The sequence below is a fragment of the Enterobacter cloacae complex sp. IR5402 genome, assembly GCF_049238125.1.
Taxonomy (GTDB): Bacteria; Pseudomonadota; Gammaproteobacteria; order Enterobacterales; family Enterobacteriaceae; genus Enterobacter; species Enterobacter hormaechei_C.
Genome location: NZ_JBMKHO010000004.1, coordinates 21,120 through 38,325 on the forward strand (window position 1 = coordinate 21,120; position 17,206 = coordinate 38,325).

General features: G+C 59.2%; 12 protein-coding genes and 1 pseudogene. 8 read left to right on the plus strand and 5 right to left on the minus strand.

The window, feature by feature from the left end; all coding sequences use genetic code 11:
- Positions 1-4 precede the first annotated feature (4 nt).
- Positions 5-5,589, plus strand: a pseudogene (locus ACOTXL_RS08940) (trifunctional serine/threonine-protein kinase/ATP-binding protein/sensor histidine kinase).
- A gap of 3 nt (positions 5,590-5,592) precedes the next feature.
- On the opposite strand, the gene ACOTXL_RS08945 reads toward ACOTXL_RS08940, so the two are convergent.
- A complete protein-coding gene (locus ACOTXL_RS08945; RefSeq protein ID WP_003863061.1) occupies positions 5,593-6,210 on the minus strand; it encodes a response regulator transcription factor in 618 nt (205 codons plus the stop codon).
- Between the two features lie 300 nt (positions 6,211-6,510).
- Here ACOTXL_RS08945 and ACOTXL_RS08950 point away from each other — a divergent pair, with 300 nt between their 5' ends.
- Positions 6,511-7,116: an ATP-dependent Clp protease proteolytic subunit gene (locus tag ACOTXL_RS08950; RefSeq protein WP_003863062.1), complete on the plus strand. Its 606-nt coding sequence runs from the start codon at positions 6,511-6,513 to the stop codon at positions 7,114-7,116.
- A gap of 134 nt (positions 7,117-7,250) precedes the next feature.
- A complete protein-coding gene (locus tag ACOTXL_RS08955) occupies positions 7,251-8,372 on the plus strand; it encodes a cupin domain-containing protein (RefSeq protein WP_003863064.1) in 1,122 nt (373 codons plus the stop codon).
- A gap of 38 nt (positions 8,373-8,410) precedes the next feature.
- Here ACOTXL_RS08955 and ACOTXL_RS08960 read toward each other — a convergent pair whose 3' ends face one another.
- A complete protein-coding gene (locus tag ACOTXL_RS08960) occupies positions 8,411-8,596 on the minus strand; it encodes a hypothetical protein (protein WP_003863066.1) in 186 nt (61 codons plus the stop codon).
- Between the two features lie 219 nt (positions 8,597-8,815).
- Between ACOTXL_RS08960 and ACOTXL_RS08965 the strand changes: the two genes are divergently transcribed.
- The 3 genes from ACOTXL_RS08965 to foxA all read left to right on the plus strand — a co-directional run bounded on the left by ACOTXL_RS08965 (position 8,816) and on the right by foxA (position 12,370).
- Positions 8,816-9,049 (plus strand): DUF2171 domain-containing protein, encoded by a 234-nt coding sequence (locus ACOTXL_RS08965; protein WP_003863067.1) that lies wholly within the window; start codon positions 8,816-8,818, stop codon positions 9,047-9,049.
- A 134-nt stretch (positions 9,050-9,183) separates the two neighbouring features.
- On the plus strand, positions 9,184-10,140 hold the full coding sequence (locus ACOTXL_RS08970; protein WP_032608439.1) for a helix-turn-helix domain-containing protein: 957 nt from the start codon (positions 9,184-9,186) through the stop codon (positions 10,138-10,140).
- A gap of 121 nt (positions 10,141-10,261) precedes the next feature.
- Positions 10,262-12,370, plus strand: a complete 2,109-nt coding sequence (gene foxA / locus ACOTXL_RS08975) for a ferrioxamine B receptor FoxA (RefSeq protein WP_111725169.1) — start codon at positions 10,262-10,264, stop codon at positions 12,368-12,370.
- An 81-nt stretch (positions 12,371-12,451) separates the two neighbouring features.
- Here the strand turns inward: foxA and ACOTXL_RS08980 are convergent, their stop codons facing one another.
- Positions 12,452-13,867 carry a PLP-dependent aminotransferase family protein gene (locus tag ACOTXL_RS08980; protein ID WP_045350449.1) on the minus strand — a complete coding sequence of 472 codons (1,416 nt, stop codon included), beginning with the start codon at positions 13,865-13,867 and terminating at the stop codon, positions 12,452-12,454.
- Between the two features lie 176 nt (positions 13,868-14,043).
- On the opposite strand from ACOTXL_RS08980, the gene ACOTXL_RS08985 reads away from it, so the two are divergent.
- A complete protein-coding gene (locus ACOTXL_RS08985) occupies positions 14,044-14,205 on the plus strand; it encodes a DUF1127 domain-containing protein (RefSeq protein ID WP_045350441.1) in 162 nt (53 codons plus the stop codon).
- 85 nt (positions 14,206-14,290) lie between these two features.
- On the opposite strand, the gene ACOTXL_RS08990 is transcribed toward ACOTXL_RS08985, so the two are convergent.
- Entirely contained in the window at positions 14,291-15,679 is a 1,389-nt protein-coding gene (locus ACOTXL_RS08990; RefSeq protein ID WP_045350440.1) for a PLP-dependent aminotransferase family protein, read from the minus strand.
- A 102-nt stretch (positions 15,680-15,781) separates the two neighbouring features.
- Between ACOTXL_RS08990 and ACOTXL_RS08995 the strand changes: the two genes are divergently transcribed.
- Positions 15,782-16,261 (plus strand): carboxymuconolactone decarboxylase family protein, encoded by a 480-nt coding sequence (locus ACOTXL_RS08995; RefSeq protein ID WP_003863077.1) that lies wholly within the window; start codon positions 15,782-15,784, stop codon positions 16,259-16,261.
- On the opposite strand, the gene ACOTXL_RS09000 is transcribed toward ACOTXL_RS08995, so the two are convergent.
- On the minus strand, positions 16,248-17,150 hold the full coding sequence (locus ACOTXL_RS09000) for a LysR family transcriptional regulator (RefSeq protein ID WP_045350439.1): 903 nt from the start codon (positions 17,148-17,150) through the stop codon (positions 16,248-16,250). The genes ACOTXL_RS08995 and ACOTXL_RS09000 overlap by 14 nt on opposite strands.
- Between the last annotated feature and the right edge of the window lie 56 nt (positions 17,151-17,206).

The window sequence follows — 17,206 nt, forward strand, 5'->3', positions numbered from 1 at the left end:
GCGGATGAACGAACATACGTCGCCTGCATTTTGGCCCGCCCGGGGAAGTCTCCATGAAGGGCGGGCTTTTGTTCTGAAAGAGGATGTCATTTTTACCGTGCTGGCGCAGGAGGGCGGCATCTCCTGGATGAACGGGCGGCATCCCCAGTCCGGCGGTTCGTTTATTATTGCCACCGCGGTCAGCGATGAAGAAGAGGAGCGGGCAACGCGGCTGCTGAAAAACGAGTTTGCCCTGCGCGATCGCCTTCATGACGGCTGGGCTATCCGGCCCGTCGCTTCAACCCAGTACCGCGGACGTTTTGCGCTGGTCTACGCGCCGTTCTGCTTTGAACTGCTGGCGTGCCGGGCAGGTAAGGCGATTTCCGGGATCGCCCGCTTTATCGAGATGGCGATCCGCATCTGCGGTCCCCTGCGCCAGATGCATCAGCACAACCTGATCCACGGCGATATCAAACCCGGGTCGATCTTCGTTCATCACGACGCCACCTGCCGTCTGTGCAGCTTCGGTCTTTCCTGCGACACCTCCGACGCCTTCTCCCAGTCCCGGCTTGCCGCGTCTGGCGGCACGCCCGCCTACATGTCACCGGAACACACCACGCGTACCCGGCGCGCCGTTGACAGCCGGAGCGATCTCTACAGTCTGGGATCGTGCTTTATGAACTTCTGACCGGGCGATTGCCGTTTGAACTGAGCGCTGATGACCAGACCAACTGGGCGCATTATCACATTGCCTCTGAACCGCTTGCGCCGGGTCGGGTGCGCCCGGACGTACCCGGCATGTTGTCGACCATTATCCTTAAGCTGCTGGAGAAGAATCCGGAGAATCGCTATCAGACCGTCGACGGGCTGATTGCCGACCTCAGGCGCTGCCAGGCGACGCTGACCGTTGAAGGCGAAATTGTCGACTTTATTCCCGGCCAGCAGGATCGCTCTCCGGCGATCCATCTGGCCGATTCGCTTTTCTCTGCGCATCCGCAGGCCAGCGACGTCATCGCCGCGTTTGAGCGGGTCAGCCAGAGCGGTGCGCCGGAACTGGTGACGATTGGGGGACCTTCGGGGATCGGCAAATCTTCCGTGATCGCCACCACGCTGAAATCGCTGCAACAGCGCAAGGTGCTGCTGGCGGTGGGCAAGGTCGATCAATATTCTCCCACGCTGCCCTACGGCGTGCTGAGTTCGGCGTTTCGGACGCTCACGCTGCACCTGCTCGGGCTGCCAGCCGGGGAGGTGGCGACGTGGAAAATCCGTCTGTCGCGCGCGCTGGAAGGCTTCGAGGAGCTGGCCGTCAGCCTGGTGCCGGAGCTGAATTTACTCCTTGAGAACAAACCGCGTTTCTCCGCGGATACCTTTTCCATCGACGCGCGGGCGCGCTTCGGCCATATGGTGCTGGCGCTGGTGAAAACTTTCGCCACCCAGGGCGCGCCGCTGGTGCTGCTGCTGGATGATGTGCAGTGGATCGACGCCGCCAGCCTGCGAACGCTCGATCACCTGCTGCGCGCCTGCGGCGCCATCCCGCTGCTGGTGGTGGTGGCGCACCGCGATCTCAGTTCGCTTTCTGATCCCACCTTGCAGATCGCGCTGGCGAGCCTGCCGGAGGCGGCGCAATACGCCACGACGATTGTGCCGCAGCCGCTGTCGGTGAAGGCCGTGGCGCGCTGGCTCGGGGGAATTTTTCATGCCCGCAGTAGCGGCACCGCCGATCTTGCCACGCTGATCCATGAAAAAACCGGTGGCAACCCGCTGTTTGTGCAGGAATTTTTCCGCCGCATCGTCGATGACGGACTGGTGGTGCACAACAAATATCAGGCGAAATGGCATTACGATCTCCAGGCCATCCGCGCCCGGCACTACACCGAAAACGTGGTGACGCTGGTACTTGAACAGCTCAAGGAGATGCCCGACGAGACGCGCCGCCTGCTGGGCAGCATCGCCTGCCTCGGCTGCACGGGCGAGCTGGAGATGCTGTGCCGCGTGGTGGGGCGGTCGGCGGCGGAAATCCGCTACGCGCTTCACCCGGCGGTTACTGCTCAGCTGATTGTGCTGACGGAGAAAGAGTACACTTTTACTCACGATCGGGTGCAGGAAGCCGCCTTTGCCCTGCTGGATGAGGGCGAGAAAAGCCATCTGCACCTGACCACCGCCAGCCTGCTGGCGGATGCCGCACGGCAGACGGCGGGCAACGAACTGCTGTTCCGCGCGGTTCACCACGTCAGCGCCGCGCTGGACTGCATCCAGCCTGCACCCCAGCGGCAGCGATTCCGGGAGCTGAGCCTTCAGGCCGCGCGGCGTGCGAAGCGTACCGGCGATTACCTTTCCGCCTTAAGCTATATCCAGACCGCCAGAGCGCTGGGGAATGCGGGCCCGGTCTCGGACTTTATGCTGGATATCGAAGAGGCGGGCTGTGAGTTTGCGCTCGGGCACCTGGAGCGTACGCGTGCGCTGTGCGATGCGATCCTCGGTTCACCGGGCGGGCTGACGGAGAAAGCGCTGGCCGCCAACCTGCTGGCGGAAGTGTATATGCGCCAGTCGGAGATCCGCCTGGCGCTGGAGGCGTCGTTATGTTGGCTGGGCGTGTTCGGGATCCAGATCAGCCGCTACCCGGAAAATGCCGAATGTGACGAGGCCTGGCAGCAGTTCTGTCAACGCACCGCCGACGCGCCGCTGAACCCGTTTTCTCAGCTTAAGCTGATGGAGAACGCAGAGACCGAAGCGGTGATGAACCTGCTTTACAGCGCCAGTATTTTCGCCAGCTTTACCTGCCCGCGCCTGCACTTTTTACTCCTGTGCCGGATGATGCACCTCACGCTCGATCACGGCATCACCGGCGCCTCCACCACGGCGATGGCCTGGTTTGGCGTGCTGATTGGTCACCGCTACGCCGAATACCGTCTCGGATTTGAGTACGGCACGCTGGCTCGTGAGCTGGTGAACCGCCACGGCTATGATGCCTATGAAGCCAAAACTCTGCTGCCGCTCGACCAGCTCAGCGTCTGGACCCAGCCGCTGTCGTACACTATCGAGTGCGCAAAGGCCTGCTTTACCTCGGCGGTGACCCACGGCGACATGACGATGGCCTGTTTCGCGGCCTGTCATCAGATCATTAACTTCCTCTCCCGGGGCGATCATCTGGATGGCGTGCTGACCAGCATCGATCGCGGTCTGGCCTTTGTGCGCAAAACGGATTACCAGGACATTGAAACCGTTCTGCACATTCAGCGCCGCTACGTGGAGTTTTTACGCACGCCGGTGACGGGCCCATGGAGCGCCGCCCAGGCGCTGCCTGACGATCTGCTGCCCGCGCCGCCGGAGCAGGCGCCCGAGCAGACCTCGACCATGCTGTTCTGGTACTGGCTCTATCGCGGGATGGCGCACTTTTCCTGCGGCGAATACGCCGACGCGCAGGCGGATTTAGAGAGGGCGGGCTGGTATGCGTGGTCCGCGCCGGGTCATATTCATCTGCTGGATTACCATTTTTACAGCGCGCTGGCGCTCTCCCGTCAGCTCACGCCGGAGACCTTCTCGGCGGATTATCGCCGCAGTATTCATCATCATTACGACAAAATTGCCCTCTGGGCGCGGATCAATTCGGGCACGTTTGCCGATAAAGAAGCGCTGATTTACGCCGAAATCGTCCGTCTGGACGGCATGAACAGCATCGCGCTGGAGCAGTATGAAAAAGCGGTGCGGCTCTCGCGGGAGGGCGGCTTTAACCCGATCAATGCCCTGGCGCACGAGCTGGCAGGGCGTTTCTCGCTGGCCTGCGGCTACCCGACCGCCTCCGACGCCCATTTCCGCGGCGCGATTGCCGCCTGGGGGCGCGCCGGGGCGCAGGCCAAGGTGCGCCAGCTGGAGCAGGATTTCCCGCATCTGCTGGCCTCCGGGCAGAGCCGCGCGTATGACACGGCGGCCTTCGCCCAGAACGAGGTGATCCGCGATTTACAGAGCGTCATCAAAGCCTCACGCGCCTTGTCCGAAGAAATTAACCTCGAGCGTTTAATTGAAAACCTGATGACGCTGCTGCTTGAACGGGCCGGGGCGCAGCGTGGCCTGCTGCTGCGCGTTAGCGATAATCACATCCCGGAGATCGAGGCCAGTGCCTGGACCAGTACCGACGGGGTGCGGGTGCGCATCCTGAAGGCGTCACCGATGGCGACGGACATGCCGCTGTCGGTGCTGGCCGCAGTGATCCGCACCGGGCAGGAGATCCGCACCGGCAAACCGGAGGAGTTCCACCCGTTCAGCCAGGATCCGTATCTGGTGACGTCCGGCGCCGCCGTGATGTGTGTCCCGATGTTCAAACAGGCGCGGCTGGTGGGGGTGCTGTATCTGGAAAACCGCCTGATGCCGGAAGTGTTTACCGCCGAACATTCGCGCGTGGTCAGCCTGCTGGGCGCGCAGGCGGCGGTTTCGCTGGAGACGGCGCGGCTTTACGCCGAGCTGCTGGCGGAAAACATCCAGCGCCGACGGGTGGAGAAAGAGCTGCGCGCCAGCCAGACCTCACTGATGCTGGGCGAGCAGATCAGCCATACCGGCAGCTGGCGCTGGGAGCTGGTGCAGGATCTGATGTTTATGTCTGAAGAGTACGCCCGTATCCTTGGCCTGCCGGAGCAGCAAAAGATGATCTCAATGGCGGAGTTTTTAACCTTCGTGCATGAGGACGATTATGGCCGGATCAGCACCCTCGTTAACCAGAGCGTGCGCGACGGGCTGTCGATGCGCGCGGAGTTTCGCATTATCCGCACCGACGGCTCCGTTCGCTACATCCTCGGGATTGGCGATCCGGTCGGCGTCGGCAGCGAAGTGAATGAGTATTACGGCATCATTACCGACATCACCAGCCAGCGGGCGGCGGAAGATGCGATGCGGGTGGCGCAGGCGGATCTGGCGCGAGTCTCACGGGCCACCACCGTCGGGCAACTGACCTCCTCGATCGCGCACGAGATCAACCAGCCGCTGATGTCGATTGTCTCGAACGCCGGCGCGAGCCTGCGCTGGCTCAACCGCGATCCGGCGCGGCTGGACAAAGTGCGCGAGGGGCTGGAGGAGATCGCCGCCGAGGGCGAGCGGGCAGGGGAGATCATTCGCAGCATTCAGTCTCTGACGCGCAAGCAGGACCCCACGTTTACGCGTATTGATCTGCACTTCCTGATCCACCACATCATTATGCTTTCACGCAGCGAACTTGAGCTGCGACACATAAGCGTTGATTATCTTCTGAACGCTGACGACAGCTTTATCATCGGCGACAGCGTGCAGATCCAGCAGGTGCTGCTTAACCTGGTGATGAATGCGATGGAAGCGATGGCGGAAGTGACGGATCGCCCGTGCAGCATCACGATCTCCACCGCGAACTGCGGCGAGGGGAAGGTGATCTTTGAGATCGCCGATACCGGCAGCGGCATTGAGCCGGAGCTCACCGAGCGGATCTTTGACTCGTTCTATTCGACCAAAGCGCAGGGAATGGGGATGGGGCTGACCATCAGCGCCAGCATCATTGAACGGCACCGGGGGAAACTGAGCGCGCGCCGCAGAGAGCCGTACGGCACGGTATTTACCTTCGCGTTGCCGCTTGCCGGACAGGAGGAGTAACGGTTATTCCACTGGTTGATGTTTGGTCAGGCGCTCGACGGCCCTGACCAGTTCGGCCACGGAGCGGACCTGCATTTTCTCCATTACCCGGCGGCGGTGCACTTTCACCGTGATCTCACTGACGCCCAGCTCGGCGGCGATCTGCTTGTTGAGCTTGCCGCTGATGGCCAGCTCAAGCACCTCATGCTCGCGCGGCGTGAGGGACATGTGGCGCTGCTTCAGGGCGTAGTGCTCTTTGACGCGGGCGGCGTTGTGCTGTGCCAGTCTGAGCGCGGATTCGATGGAGCCGATGAGCGCGCTGGATTCAACGGGCTTAGTGAGAAATTCGTAGGCTCCGCCTTTGATCGCCCGGACGGACATAGGGATGGTGCCGTGACCGGTGAGAAAGATGATCGGTATTTCCCGCCCGCTGGCTTTCAGCGCATCTGCGACATCAAATCCGGTTATCGTGGGCATCTGCATATCGAGGATCACGCAGGAGGGCAGATCCTCAAAGGGATGGCTGAGAAAGGCTTCTGCTGAGGAAAAGCCAAGGGCGTGCATATCCGCGGATTCCAGCAGCCTGACAACGGACTGTCTGACTGTGTCATCGTCATCAACCACATAAACAATGTGTTCCATTCACCGCCCCGGTGTGTGATCAGTAAATCATCGACAATAAAATAGCGCCTTTTTGAACGTAAGCGACTGTTTGCTATCCTCATTCATACTAACACATTAATTATTATTATCATTTACCAATATGAAGATGATATGAAAGTGTAATAAAAATGTGGCGAATTAGTTAGGAGTGGAGCGCTGTTTTTAGTGACCTTTCCGGGGGCGGAGCCAGCGCACGACACGCGATGTTTTGTGTGAGGACGCCGACGGGTAAAACAGGCTACACTCTGATTTTGAGCGCGACAAGCTGAGGACATAACGATGCACTACACACTGAAAAGCAGTGACGATAAAGAAAAAGCGGAAGGAACAAACGGCGCGGGCGCTCTACAGCAAAAACTGCTGGAATCCCGTTCGATTGTCATCTCCGGTGAAATCAACCAGGAGCTGGCCCAGAAAGTCATCACTCAGATGATCCTGCTGCAAAGCGTCAGTAACGATCCGATCAAGCTGTACATCAACAGCCAGGGCGGCCATGTAGAAGCGGGCGATACCATCCACGACTTCATTAAGTTTATCCGTCCGGAAGTACACGTTATTGGCACCGGCTGGGTGGCAAGCGCCGGGATCACCATCTTCCTGGCGGCGAAAAAAGAGCACCGCTACTCGCTGCCAAATACCCGCTTTATGATCCACCAGCCGCTGGGCGGCGTGCGCGGTCAGGCAACGGATATTGAGATCGAAGCGCGGGAGATCATCCGCATGCTGGAACGCGTGAACAAGCTGATTGCCGACGCCACCGGCCAGCCGCTGGAGAAAGTGAAGAAAGACACCGACCGTAACTTCTGGATGTCACCGGCGGAAGCGCTGGACTACGGCATCGTGGGCAAACTGATCACCCATTATGACGAGCTGAACCTGGATTAAGTTTTAGCCCGCGTGTGCGTCGGGTGACGGCTTCGCCTTACCCGACCTACACGCGCTCGATTGACCCATGACAAGTTCCCCCTCTGCTTTCTTACCTATAATCGCGCCTGTTTACCCTCTCACTGGTGCTAACCATGGCGTATCAACTGAACCTGAACTGGCCGGAATTTCTTGAAAAATACTGGCAAAAACAACCCGTTGTACTGAAAAATGCCTTCCCGAATTTTGTCGACCCCATTACCCCTGATGAACTGGCGGGTCTGGCGATGGAGCCGGAAGTCGATAGCCGCCTGGTAAGCCATGCTAACGGCAAGTGGCAGGCGAGCAATGGCCCGTTTGAGCATTTCGATAACCTCGGTGAAACCGGCTGGTCCCTGCTGGCGCAGGCGGTGAACCACTGGCATATGCCCGCCGCAGAGCTGGTGCGTCCGTTCCGCGTCCTGCCGGACTGGCGTCTCGATGACCTGATGATCTCCTTTTCTGTCCCGGGCGGCGGCGTTGGGCCGCATATCGATCAGTACGATGTGTTTATCATCCAGGGGATGGGCAGCCGCCGCTGGCGCGTGGGTGAAAAGCTGCCGATGCGTCAGTTCTGCCCGCATCCGGCTCTGCTACATGTCGATCCTTTTGAGCCGATCATCGACGAAGATCTGGCGCCGGGCGATATCCTCTACATTCCGCCTGGATTCCCGCATGACGGCTTCACCCATGAAACCGCGCTCAACTACTCTGTCGGTTTTCGCGGGCCGAACGGTCGCGATCTGATCAGCAGCTTTGCCGACTATGCGCTGGAGAACGATCTGGGCGGCGAACACTACAGCGATCCGGATCTGACCTGCCGCGAACACCCGGGCCGCGTGGAGCAGTACGAGCTTGATCGCATTCGCGAGATGATGATCGACATGATTAGCAAGCCGGATGATTTCACGAAATGGTTTGGCAGCTTCGTCTCCACGCCACGTCACGAGCTGGATATTGCCGCCGCCGAGCCGCCGTATTCCGCAGAAGAGGTGCTGGACGCGCTTCAGGGCGGCGAAACGCTGTCGCGCCTGAGCGGCCTGCGCGTGCTGAACGTTAACGGCAGCTTCTTTATCAACAGTGAACAGCTGGAAACGGCGGATGTGAACGGGGCAGACGCGCTGTGCCGCTACACCGAGCTCGGCCAGGCCGAGCTGGGCGAGGCGCTGAATAATCCGGCGTTTGTGGACGAACTCACCGGGCTGATTAACCAGGGGTACTGGTACTTCGACGAGTAACAGCAGGCGGCGTTTAGTCAGCCTAAACGCCGCTACGTTCAAACCAGCATATTACACGCCTTCCAGTAGTTAAGAAGCCGCTCATCGTCGCGCTCTTTCTCCGCTTTGATTTTCATCGCCTGGGCGAGATTCTCTCGCGATAACTCATGGCCTTTTTGCACGATGTCTAAAACCGCTTCACCAAGAGCCAGCGAAATTTCTGTCCGATTGTTGCGAATCGTCATAAATACCTCCTCGTTGGTTGCGATAAGTTAATTATGAACGGGAAATAATCAGTCGGTAATAATTCATCTCATTCTTATTTTTTCATTTCGGCGTTAAGTAGAATGAATATTCGGTTCTGTCAATGATGTTTCAAAATGCTAATAGGGCGTTTAAGCCTTAATTTATGCGCTACAGTTAATTTCGTGCAACAGGCAAATAACCGAAACAGGAGAATAATTATGGTAGATAAAAGCGCAATTAAGGATCACACTCAGGTTGTCGCCAGCTGCGGAACGCACGTCGGGGTTGTGGACCATCTTGATGGTGAGCGTATCAAGCTTGCGAAGAGCGATCCGGAATCGGGCGGCAAGCACCATTTTATTCCTCTCGGCTGGGTTGATAAAGTCGAAGATAATAAAGTTGTCCTGACCAAAAACCATAAAGAGGTTTTTGCTGAGTGGCAGGAAGCATAAATATATCTCTCGCAAGGAAATATATGCCTTCGCTCCGGCTTCGTCCGGAGCGTAATAGTGTCTGCGCCCGGTGATTGCTGCCATTGCAAATGGATGGTACTGTTTTGCCTGTCCTTTCCCGATGCAGGCCCCGAATGATGCTCCAGAGTGAAAATAGATCAGCGAAACGCATATTTTTTGTTGAAGATTTTCAGGTATTCGGCGAGCGCTATGGCATCGACTACCGTTTCCCCCAGTTAAAAGAGGCGCAGGTCAGCGGTAGCCCCGTGTTGCAGGGGAATGTTGAAGAGATGATGCTCTCGTCCGGCATTTCGCTGACCCATTCCGACGTACGTGTATTACAGCCCTATGAAACCACCTCTCGCCACAGCAGCCCGCTCTATATGCTGGTGGTGCTGGAAGGATGCGTGACGCTCACGCTCAATGGTATCAATTATCCCGTCCGCCCGGGCATGGCGTTCAGCTCACGTCTGAGTGAAGATCAGGTAATGAGCGCGCGTCACGATGCCGATAGCACGCTGAAAACGCTCTCGTTTGGCGTGTACCCGCACGATGCCGGACGTGAAGCCTTGCTTGAGTCATTGCTTCTGGAATGGCAAAGCCTGAATGCACCCGCGTTTGTCTGGCAGGTTCCCGAGTTTGTGATGTCAGGTATTCTGCATGCGCAGCGGCAGGGGGTAAGCGTGCTTTCACGCAAGCTTTTGCTTGAGGGGCTGATGTATCAGCTGCTCGGCCATGGCCTCAACCAGCGCCAGCAGCCTTGCCCAAGCCGCCCTGAGCATGCGCGTCTTGAACGCGTGCGGAGCCTGCTGGAACAGTCTCCTGAACGGGATCATACTCTCGCGCAGCTGGCAGCCCTGGCTGCAATGAGCCCAAGCAGCCTGCGTAGCAAGTTCCGTCAGCGCTATGGCTGCACCCTCTTCGACTATCTCCGCAACTGTCGCCTTGCGCTGGCGCGCCGCTATCTGCTGGAAGGCCACAGCGTGCAGCAGGCGGCGTGGATGTGCGGGTATCAGCATGCCACCAACTTCGCCACCGCGTTTCGTCGTCATTACGGGATTTCACCGGGTGACGTGCGCAAACTCCGCTAACGTAATTTCTCCTGTCGCGCGAATGCATCCCGTGCGGTTTAGCATCGCGCATACGTAACCTGGCTGTACGCATAGCCGTTTGCACTCTCAAAAAGGTAATAATTCTTATTAACAATAAGAAATATCTCTGGAGAGGGTTATGTTTGCTAAATCGCGTCTGGCACTGCTGGTGGGATGGGTTACCGGTAGCGTCGCTTTTCCTTTACTGGCGCAGGATGCCCAAAAAACTGACACCGTGGTGGTGACCTCGCAGATGCAGTCTGCGGCCACCAAGCTTGAAACACCGGATATTGAAACCCCGCAGTCGGTCTCTATCGTCACGCGCGAGCAGTTCGAAGAGCAGGGCGCAACCAGCGTGCGTCAGGCCGTGAGCTACACGCCGGGGGTCTACAGCAACCAGATCGGGGCGTCAAACCGCTTTGACTACATGGTGCTGCGCGGCTTCTCGGACGGCAGTCTGGACAACGTCTACCTCGACGGCCTGAAGATGATGGGCGACACCAATTCCCACAGCTCGCTGGTGGTTGACCCGTGGTTCCTGGACAGTATCGAAGTCGTGCGCGGTCCGGCCTCCGTGCTCTATGGCCGCTCATCGCCGGGCGGGATTGTGGCGCTCACCTCCCGTAAGCCATCGTTCGATCCTGGCGGGGAGATTAAGCTCTTCGCCGGTAACAATAACCAGCGTGGGGCGATGTTCGACGTGACCGGCCCGGTTGATGATAACGACCGCGTGGCGGTGCGCCTCAGCGGGATGACCCGCTATGCTGATTCCCAGTTCGATCCGCTCAAAGAAGAGCGTTACGCCCTGATGCCGAGCCTGACCTGGCGTATCACCGACAACACCCGTCTGGATCTGATGGCCTACCTGCACCGCGATCCGGAAGGCGGCAGCCACTCCGGCCTGCCATATGAGGGCACCGTTGTACCGCACAGCGGTAAGAAAATCTCCAACACCTTCTTCGAGGGCGAGGACGATTACGACAAGTACGATCGTCGGGAAAACATGGTCGGCTATAACATCGAGCACCTGTTTGACAGCGGCTGGTCTGTGCGCCAGAAGCTGCGCTACCTGCACACCAAAGTCGAGCTGAACCAGGTGTATGCCGCAGGCTGGCTGAATGACACCGAGCTGAATCGCGGCTATTCCGGCTCTGACGAGAAGATGAACGCCATCACCCTGGATAACCAGGTCGACGGCAGCTTCGACACCGGGGAGGTGAACCACCGCGTGCTGATCGGCATGGACTATCAGGACCGCACCAACAACGTCACCGGCTACTACGGCGGCTTCCCGCCGATTGACGCTTTCCATCCTGTTTACGGCGCGAAGCCGGACTACATCACCCAGTACAGCAGGGAAAAACACAAGCTGCGCCAGACCGGCTACTACCTACAGGATCAGATGTCCATTGACCGCTGGCGCCTGACGCTCGGCGGGCGTTACGACCAGGTGAGCGTGTCGAACGTCGACAACTTTAACCACACCCGCAGCGATCTGGATAAAAACAACTTCAGCAGCCGCGCGGCGCTGCTGTATCTGTTTGATAACGGCGTTGCGCCGTACGTCAGCTACTCCACCGCCTTTACGCCGACCAGCTTTGCCGACGAGCAGGGCAATATCCTGGATCCGATGAAGGGCAAGCAGTGGGAAGCGGGCGTGAAGTATGAGCCAGAAGGGATGAACAGCCAGTTCAGCGCCTCGGTGTTCCGCATCAACCAGAAGAACATTGCCACTAAAGAGGAGCCGACCGATCCGTACCGTTCCATTGGTGAAATCGAATCCGAAGGCGTTGAGCTGGAGGCGATTGGTCAGCTGACCGACAGCCTGCGTATGCAGGCGGCGTACACCTACACGGATATTCGCTACAAGAAGAGCAGCCCGGAAGAGGAGGGCAAGCGCGCCGTTTATGCCCCGCGTAACATGGCCAGCGCCTGGCTGAGCTACGACGTCAAAACCGGCCTGCTGGACGGCCTGATCGTCGGCTCCGGCGTGCGCTATGTCAACGGGATCGCCAGCGATCGCCAGAACACCCATACGCTTCCGTCGTACACGCTGGTGGATATGACCGTGGGGTATGACCTGTCGAAAGTGGGGCTCACGGGCGTGAGCGCGCAGTTGAACGTCAATAACCTGACGGACAGAAGCTACGTCGCGGCCTGTAACTCTCTGTCTTACTGCTACTTCGGTGCAGAACGCAGCATTGTGGGCAGCGTTTCGTGGAAGTTCTGAGTTGTTGATCTTGCCGGGTGGCGGGAGCGGTTTTCTCCCTCTCCCTGTGGGAGAGGGGCGGGGTGAGGGCAAAATGCCGCACTACTCCTCCATCGCAATCACAATCGCTTCACCCATCTTTTTCAATGCCTCGCGATTTTTGTCTGTCGGCGGCAGCGCTACGTTGATCCGCAGGCAGTTGCGGTACTTCCCGGAGGCGGAAAACAGCGACCCGGCCGCGGCCTGGATCTTCAGCCGGCACAGCTGCTTGCTGACGCACACCATATCGACCGTCTCCGGCAGCTCAACCCACAGCAGGAAGCTGCCCTGCGGGCGGGTGACGCATATCTCTGCCGGAAAATACTGCCGCACCCAGCAGGTGTAGGTCTCCATATTCTGCTGATAAATCTGGCGCATACGCCGCACGTGGCGATGGTAATGGCCGTCGCGGATAAACGCCGCCACCGCCATCTGCGTGCCCGGCACGTTAAACCCGCCCGCGGCGTACTTCATGTGCATCACCCGATCGTAATAGCGCCCCGGCACAATCCAGCCGACGCGCAGGCCCGGCGCCACGGTCTTGGTAAACGAACTGCATAACAGCACGCGACCATCAATATCCATAGAATGAATGGTGCGCGGACGCGGATACTCCGCCGCCAGCTCGCCGTAGATATCATCCTCAACAATCACGATATCGTGCCGCTGTGCCAGGGCTAAGACCTGCTTCTTCCGCGCCTCCGGCATGATAAACCCGAGCGGGTTATTGCAGTTTGGCACCAGGATCACCGCCTTGATCGGCCACTGCTCCAGCGCCAGCTCCAACGCTTCGATGCTGATCCCGGTTTCAGGATCGGTGGGAATTTCAATGGCCTTGATGTCAAAGCCGCGCAGCATCTGCATGGTGCCGTGAAACGACGGCGATTCCACCGCCACGATATCCCCCGGTTTGCACACCGAGAGCAGGGCGATCGACAGCGCGCCGTGGCAGCCGTTGGTAATGACAATTTCGTTTGCCGCGACGGTGGAGCCGCCGTCCAGCATCAGGCGGGCGATTTGCTCGCGCAGCTCCAGGCGCCCGTCGAGCACGTCATAGCTCAGCATCTCGCCGGGGTTATGCTGCGCGATGCGGCTCATCTCGCGCCACAGGGGCTTCAGGCTCGGCTGGTTAATATCCGGCGAGCCGCCGCCAAAGGAGATTATCTCTTTGTCGGCGCGGGCGTCCAGCAGCATCATCACCTCATCCCACTGGGTAACGTCCACCGGGCGCTGTACCGGACGGGTCATCGCCGGGACGGGCGGCTGGGCTTTGCGTTTCGAGACGAAATAGCCGGAGCGCGGCTGAGGCGTGATCAGCTGGAGGTTTTCGAGGATCTGGTAGGCCTGCTGTATGGTGCTGATGCTCACGCCGTGCTCCTGGCTCAGCGTGCGTACCGACGGCAGACGTTCGCCGCTGCGATACAGCCCTTGTTCAATGCGTTCCGCCAGGAGGTTGGCCAGATGTTGATAGCGCGTCATGCTGTATCCTTTGTTTTCACCATACAGAGCATTAAACCAGTACAGATGGATGAATAAACCACCATGCAGATACCGTTTTAGCGGATCTGTATGGTAAACAAAAGCAGTTTTTGAATCTGTATTGTACTGGCCGTTTTCCATGATGATAACCCCACTGGCACAGCGAGGAGAGCATCATGGAATTCTACGAGAATTGTTCAAAACGTCCGTTTATCGCGTTTGTCTGGGTAGCGAAAACGCTGCGTAACTGGTATCGCATCAACCGTACCCGCCGTATTCTGAGCCAGATGAGCGACGAGCAGCTCAAGGACGTCGGGTTATCGCGATATGATGTGTGAGCATAGGGTTGCCCGGTGGCGCCACGCTTACCGGGCCTACAGGAGACCGTAGGCCGGGTAAGGCGCAGCCGCCACCCGGCGGTTTTCAGCTCAACAGTTCCAGCGTCTGCCGTTTCGGCCTTTCCAGCAAATCCAGCGCCTCCTGATACGACCGCACGTTGTTATAGCCCATCACCAGCCCGTAGCGTTTTCCTGATCCGTGATACCACGCCGAAAGCGCATTGACCTGCAATTGCTGTTCCTGCCAGCAGCGGGCGATCTCCCGGTCAGCGCTTCCCTTTGCGAGGAACGCGACAATATGCATCCCGCCGTCGTTTTGCTCGGTGAAAAACAGATCGCTATAGACCTCACGCAGGGCGGCAATCATCCAGTCGCGGCGGGTCTGATAGAGCGCGCGCATCTTTTTCAGATGACGGAAAAAATGCCCTTCGTTGAGAAACGCGGTGAGGATCTTTTGCGTCAGCACCGGCTGGCCGCTGGTGAGGATGTCCGCGCTGTCGGTAAACGCGCCGACGGTGCTGGCGGGCATCACCACGTACCCCATGCGCAGCGATGGCATGATGGTTTTGCTGAAGGTGCCCATAAAGATCACCCTGTCATGCTGGTCGAGGCTTTTCAGCGACGGCAGCACTTTGCGGGTGTAGTGAAATTCGCCGTCATAATCATCTTCGATAATCCACGCCTCGTTTTGTGACGCCCAGTCGAGCAACTGCTGCTTGCGCGGCAGGGAGAGCGTCACCGCCAGCGGGCTCTGGTGCGACGGAGTAACGATGGCGAAGCGGGCATCGTGGTGATTACGCAGCAGGTAGTCCGTATCCATCCCTGCGCGATCGACCGGCACGGTGTGCAGGCGGGGCACAATGCGCTTGAGCAACTGCTGGCCCATAAAGTAGCCTGGATCCTCAAATACCACCTTATCGCTGCGGCTGGCGAGCGTGTCGAGGATCAGGCGCAGGCTGCCGCTGTAGCCGCTGGTGATCATTACCTGTTCCGCGGTGCAGGATAACCCGCGCGAGATATTGAGATAGCGGGCTATCGCCTCGCGCAGCGGATACCAGCCCAGCACCGGCGGGTTGAGCATTTCATCCTGACGCATGGCGCGCGTCGCCTGGCCCGCCAGCAGCAGCCATTTTTTATAGGGGAAGCTGTCGAGCGCAGGAATGCCGGGGCGCAGAAAACCGGCCTGTTCGCGCTGGCTAATCAACGACGCCGGCAGCGTGCCGGTCGCTTGTTCTGTGGGGGCGTTTTGCGCGGGCAGCAGAAGATCCGGATTCACCCGCGTCCCGCGCGCGCCCTGGCTCACCAGATACCCTTCGCCCGTCAGAATGGCATACGCCGTCTCGACGGTTTTGCGCGCCACCTTCAGCTCTTCCGCCAGCAGGCGGATGGCAGGTACCCTGTCGCCCGGCTTCAGCACGCCGCGCATGATGTTGTCGCGATAGCGGGAATAAATCTCGTGATAGCCCGGCTTCATGTCCTACCTCATTTCACGATTTTTGTATCTTTTTACTATGTCATGAACGGCGTAGATTTGCTTCATCGCATGACACATGCCGCACAAAAAAGAGGAAAGACAATGAGCACTCGCGTAAACCACCACAAAGCCACACCTGCACTCACCAACGCGCTTTCCGCCCTGAGCATGGAAGTGGCGAAAACCTCTATTGATCCGGCGCTGAAGCACCTGATCGACATTCGCGTGTCGCAGCTGAACGGCTGTACGTTCTGTCTCGATATGCACTCAAAAGAGGCGAAAATTGCCGGCGAGCGCGAGCTGCGCCTGTACCATCTGGCGGCCTGGCGCGAGTCCCCGCTGTTCAGCGCCCGTGAAAAAGCGGCGCTGGCCTTCACCGAAGCGCTGACCCAAATCGGCGTTCACGGCGTGAGCGATGCGCTGTACCGCAGCGTGGCGGAGCACTTCTCGGACGTGGAGATTTCAGAGCTGAACTTCGCCATCGTGGCGATCAACGCCTGGAACCGCCTGGGCATTACCTCCCGCATGGAGCCGGGCTCGCTGGATGCGGCGTACGGGCTGAACAAGGCTAACCTGGAATAATCCCGCGCTCGCGGATCATCGCCACCAGCGCCCGCAACCCCGGCGGGACGTGGCGATGGCCGGGGTAGTACAGGCGCAGCCCGGCAAACGGCTGCGCCCAGTCGTTTAAGACGCTCACCAGCTCCCCGCTTTTCAGTTCGTCCTGAATATAGATTTCCGGTAAAAATCCCACCCCTAACCCCGCCTTTACGGCGCGGATCGAGGCAAAAAGATCGGACGTCGCAAAGCGCGGCGGCACGGCAAGCGCGTACGTTTCACCCCGATGGGCCAGCTCCCAGCGGTAGATCCCGCCGTGGGCCATACGCATGCCGATCCCCTGATGTGAAAACAGATCGTCCGGCGTCTCGGGTATGCCGTGACGGGCGAAATAGTCCGGCGTGGCGGTCACCAGCTGGCGGATCTCACCGGTCAGCGGCACGGCGATCATGTCCTGCGGAACGGACTCTTCGAGGCGGATCCCCGCGTCATAGCCTTCGGCGACGATGTCGATCATCCTCGCTTCGCTCACCGTTTCCACGCGCATTTTCGGGTAGCGGATCATGAAGTCGATCAGCAGCTGGTCCAGAAACAGGGTGCCGATATGGTTCGGCACGTTGAGGCGCAGCGTTCCGGCGGGTTCCCCGGTGTCGCTGTGGATCTCCTCCCCGGCGAGGCGGATTTCCTGTAGCGCCGGGCCGATACGCGCCACGTAGCGCTGTCCGGCGTCGGTGAGCGCCACGCTGCGGGTGGTGCGGTTGAAAAGCCGCGTCTCAAGGCGGCTCTCCAGCCCGGCGATGGCGTTGCTGACCGCCGTGGCGGACATCCCCAGTTCCTGCGCCGCGCCGCGAAAGCTGCCGCGCCGCACCACCGCCATCACCACTTCCAGCTCTGTCAGACCTGAACGATGCATAGATTATCCTGAAAATCGAAACAACCCTTGCAGCATAGCGTGGATTATCGCAACGG